The sequence below is a fragment of the Allocoleopsis sp. genome, from assembly GCF_036703385.1.
Lineage (GTDB): Bacteria > Cyanobacteriota > Cyanobacteriia > Cyanobacteriales > Coleofasciculaceae > Allocoleopsis.
Window position 1 is genome coordinate 1 of record NZ_DATNPA010000750.1, and the last position, 4340, is coordinate 4340.

The 4340-nt window shown below is 43.5% G+C and carries 3 protein-coding genes; 2 read left to right on the top strand and 1 reads right to left on the bottom strand.

Annotated elements, in window-relative coordinates; translation table 11 throughout:
* On the bottom strand, positions 1-219 hold a 219-nt coding region (locus V6C93_RS35290), incomplete at its 3' end, for an element excision factor XisI family protein (protein WP_333481366.1).
* Between the two features lie 142 nt (positions 220-361).
* Here V6C93_RS35290 and V6C93_RS35295 point away from each other — a divergent pair.
* Both V6C93_RS35295 and V6C93_RS35300 read left to right on the top strand, forming a co-directional pair.
* Positions 362-1801 carry a HEAT repeat domain-containing protein gene (locus V6C93_RS35295; RefSeq protein WP_333481367.1) on the top strand — a complete coding sequence of 480 codons (1440 nt, stop codon included), beginning with the start codon at positions 362-364 and terminating at the stop codon, positions 1799-1801.
* A gap of 49 nt (positions 1802-1850) precedes the next feature.
* Positions 1851-4001, top strand: coding sequence for a pentapeptide repeat-containing protein (locus tag V6C93_RS35300; RefSeq protein WP_333481368.1), 2151 nt, complete (start codon positions 1851-1853; stop codon positions 3999-4001).
* Positions 4002-4340 lie beyond the last annotated feature (339 nt).

Below are 4340 nucleotides of genomic sequence, written 5' to 3' on the forward strand. Positions count from 1 at the left end.
ATATTGAATCCAGATTTTATCGCCAATTAAATCGAGGTGAATTGGCGTAGTGTGTAGATACTTGTCGTCATTCCAGCCAATATCCAAGACTAAGTAGTGTCCTCGCTCATCATCAAATAGAACTTGAGAATCATAACTGTCGGGTAGGGAAGCTCGATATTGGGCGTGTTCTTGCAGTATTTTTTTAATGATGTCTCGGTAGTTTAATCGAGTATCCATTGCGCGAGCGCCTCTCTTTGTTCATCAAAGACAAGTAGATGTTGTTGGGTTTCCTTTGTTAACTAAAAACTCCGGATAGACTAAATGTAATTTTGGATGATGCATCGGTAGCAGAGAGTTTCATTGACGAGCGCAGCCTCCCATGTCTTGCCAGCAGTGGTTACGGAATTTCTCTAGATTATTTTGCTTAGGATTACTCCTGAGTACAATTGCCCAAACCCTCAATTCTGATCTTCCTCGTCACGAAGAAGCTGCATCAGAGATTGTTGCCCTACAACGGGATAAGGATGATGGGGTGCGCCTTGCTGCGGCTCAAGCGTTAGGAAAGATTGGAGATAAGGCAGCTACTTCTGCCCTGATTGTTGTCCTACAACAGGATAAGGTTGATGAAGTGCGCTCTGCTGCGGCTCAAGCGTTAGGAAAGATGGGAGGAAAGGCGGCTACTTCTGCCCTGATTGTTGTCCTCCGACAGGATAAGGTTGATGTGGTGCGTCTTGCTGCGGCTCAAGCGCTAGGAAAGATTGGAGATAAGGCGGCTACTTCTGCCCTGATTGTTGCCCTGCAACAGGATAAGGATGATTGGATGCGCTCTGCTGCGGCTCAAGCGTTAGGAAAAATGAGAGGAGAGGTGGCTACTTCTGCCCTGATTGTTGCCCTACAACAGGATAAGGATGATGACGTGCGCCTTGCTGCGGCTCAAGCTTTAGGAAAGATTAAAGGAGAGGCGGCTACTTCTGCCCTGATTGTTGCCCTACAACAGGATAAGGATGATAAGGTGCGCCGTGCTGCGGCTCAAGCGTTAGGCAAGATGGGAGGAGAGGTGGCTACTTCTGCCCTGATTGTTGCCCTACAACAGGGTGAGGATAAGTGGGTTCGCCTTGCTGCGGCTCAAGCGTTAGGACAAATTGGTTCTAGTCATGAGGTTGCTGTTGATGCCCTGAAGAGAATGCTTCTAGCTGAAACTACTAATGGTCAAGAGAAAGAGAACATCTCAATAACTAATTTTCAGAAGAGGGTGTTAGTAGCGTTGAGTCAACTAAATGTTTCTCCCGTTCGATTCCTTACTGAACTCTTGCAAGATGAACATCAAGACCCAATACTACGTCAAAAAGCACTTCTAATACTTAATGGTTTGGGATTGTCAGATGGAACAGTACTTGAATTGGCTTTGGATTATGCCAATCTCATTCCTACATTAACTCAGATCACACAAAATAAAATTGAAAAAATTTATATTCGTTATAATGCCGTTATTTTTCTGTCAAGAATGACTTCTTATAGTAAGACTATTGCTTCTCAAAAAGTAACTGCTGCCTTAAATGAAACAAAGCCTGAAATTTCTAAAATTCTAGAAACAGCTTATGCAGAAAACGTATTTTTTCCCTTTGAATCTATTAATCCTGAAAATTGCCATAAAGATTTAAACTGCGACAGTGAACGTTGCGATATTACTCCTATCTGTACTAGTCCCCCTATACCAGCTAGTATAGCAGCCACAAATCAGCTCGCTCAAAGACCCCTTGTCTGTCAATATATCAAATGGATAGAGAGAAACTGGGCGAGATGTCGTTCATCGAAATGATGGTTTCTTAAACTCATAAAATTTAGCAAGATTATTTTTTTGAAATTAAATGAGGGATTTCAGCTACCAAAACCTAAAGGGTCAATCTTTGAGAAACCGAAATTTTATAGATGCAGACTTTACGGGAGCTGATATTCGTGGGACAGATTTTACGGGAGCTTGTCTAGTCAATGCCAATTTTAGTCACTCTAGAGTTGGCTTATCACTAAAATGGAAAATCGGGATTGTTACTTTTGCCATATTCCTAGCCATACTATCAGGTTTTATCACAGCATACGCCGGTGCTGTAATGGGAAGTTTATTTACGGGAAATGATTTAGGTTTTCTACTCTTAGGACTATTTGTATCAATTGTTCTCACTATTTTCTTTGCGACATCAATTAGGATAGGTTTAAGTTCAGCACTTGGGATTGTCAGCCTAATAACCGCTACAGCAATTGTTTCCATTGTGGCAATTACTCCAAGTGCTGAAATGGCTGGGAGAACGGCAGTCAGCAGTCTTTCTCTAGGCGGAGCGATCGCAGGTGCTATGGGACTGGCTGAGTCAATAGCTTTAATTCATTCCACAAAAATACTAGTCACTATAGCCCTCTTAGAAGCAACTTCAGGAGCAATTTTTGGTATGTTATTGGGTGTTACTGACCAAGAAGCAGTTGCAGGTATTATTGGAGTTTTTATTGTCAGCATCATAGTATTTAGTTTGGGAACTTACATGGGTTGGTGTTCTCTCAATGGAGATGAGCGATATCGATTAATTCGAGAACTGGCAATTAGCATCACTACATTAGGAGGTACTAGTTTCCGAGGAGCAAATCTCACAGACGCTAACTTTACAGGTGCTGTTCTTGAGAACACAGATTTTAGAGGCGCAATCCTCACTCGCACCCGATGGTTTCAATCTCAGCTTAAAAAAGTTAATGTTGAAAGAACCTATCTGGAGAATCCCCTAGTTCGACAACTCGTAACCACAGGAAATGGAACAGGCAAACTATTTAACCATCTCAATCTGAGGGGTTTAAATCTACAAGATGCGAGCTTAACCGATGCAAGTTTTATTGGCGCAGACTTAAGCGGGGCAACACTCCAATGTGCTGACCTGTCAAGAGCTAAGCTGGTACAAACACAACTTTACGGTGTTAATCTCTCCGAGGCTTGTTTAACGGGAGCCTACATTCAAAACTGGGGCATCTCGACAGACACCAAATTAGAAGAGGTGAAGTGTGAATATATCTATATGCATTTGCCCACTACAGAAGATCCCGATCCCTGCCGCAAACCCGACAACCGCCAAGAAAACTTTCGAGAGGCTGACTTTGCTGACTTCATTGCTCCCATCATCAAAACCCTCGACTCTTACCAACAACAGAACCTCGATCCTCGTACTCTAACCATTGTTCCTAAAACCCTTGACCTTTATCACTACGAAGGGATTGATCCAAGTGCTGCTGCTATTGCACTGCGGCAGCTAATCGAACAGCATCCTGAAGCCAAAATTGAGGTTGTGACGATTGAAGGACGGGGTAGCAAGAAAATTCGCTTACAAGCCAGAGTATCTGATGAAGCCAATCGCTCTGAACTCAATGCCACATATTTTGAAAGCTATAACCGGATTAAAGCCTTACCCTATCCCGATATCCAAAACCTTTTAGCTGGAATCGAAGAGAAGGATAAACGAATTCGCAGCCTTGAACAGATGGTAATAGCGGCAATTGGCAGCAGTAAGTTTTACGTTGAAACCTATCAAAATCAAGGAGATACAATGTCTGAAACGAAAGGAAACATCCACATCACCAGTGGTGATGGTAGCAAAATTAGTGGGATTGCAGGTGCAGGGGAAAACATGACCACAACCGGGTCAGCCATTGGCGAAATTAGCGGTACTGTTAGTATTGCCATCAACGAGTTACCCGAATCACCCGAACCCGAAAAACCAGGACTTAAAGAACTCCTAACTCAACTCCAAGAAGCCATTGAAGCCGAACCAAACTTAGATGAGGAAGATAAAGCCGAAGCCTTAGAGCAGGTGAAAGCCATTGCGGAAGCGGGACAAAAGCCTGAAGATGGAGCTATGCAAAAGATGGCAAAAAATGCAATGAAGTTCCTGAAAGGAACTATTGCGGACTTGCCATCAACAGTGGAGCTTGTTCAAACTTGCGGTAAGATTTTGCCTCTCATCACCAAGTTTTTCGGCTTGCCATAAGTTAGCAGGAGTTTTGGCAATTCCTTCCCTCTGTGCAACTAAAGTGCGATCGCTCCTCGCATTAGGTTAGGTTAACGCAAAATTGCGACGATATGCCCGTTTCCTATCATGCAAGTCTGTTGATGTCTCCCTCGCTAGCTCCTATCTGCGATCGCTGGATATTCCCACAACTCGATAGGATTGAGATAGATACAACTCACGCTTGTTTATGGCATACAGTGACTTCACCCTCAGAAAAGCGAAAGAGGAGCTAAATCTGACCTTCTTAGAGGGAGGACGCTTTTTGCCGAAAACTGACCCCATTGCCCCCAGCCCTTACCTGGCAGAGTTTCTAGCAGA

Excerpts from the sequence above, each read along its gene's own strand:
- V6C93_RS35295 (WP_333481367.1), top strand. The coding sequence starts at position 362 with ATGTCTTGCCAGCAGTGGTTACGGAATTTCTCTAGATTATTTTGCTTA.
- V6C93_RS35300 (WP_333481368.1), top strand. The coding sequence starts at position 1,851 with ATGAGGGATTTCAGCTACCAAAACCTAAAGGGTCAATCTTTGAGAAAC.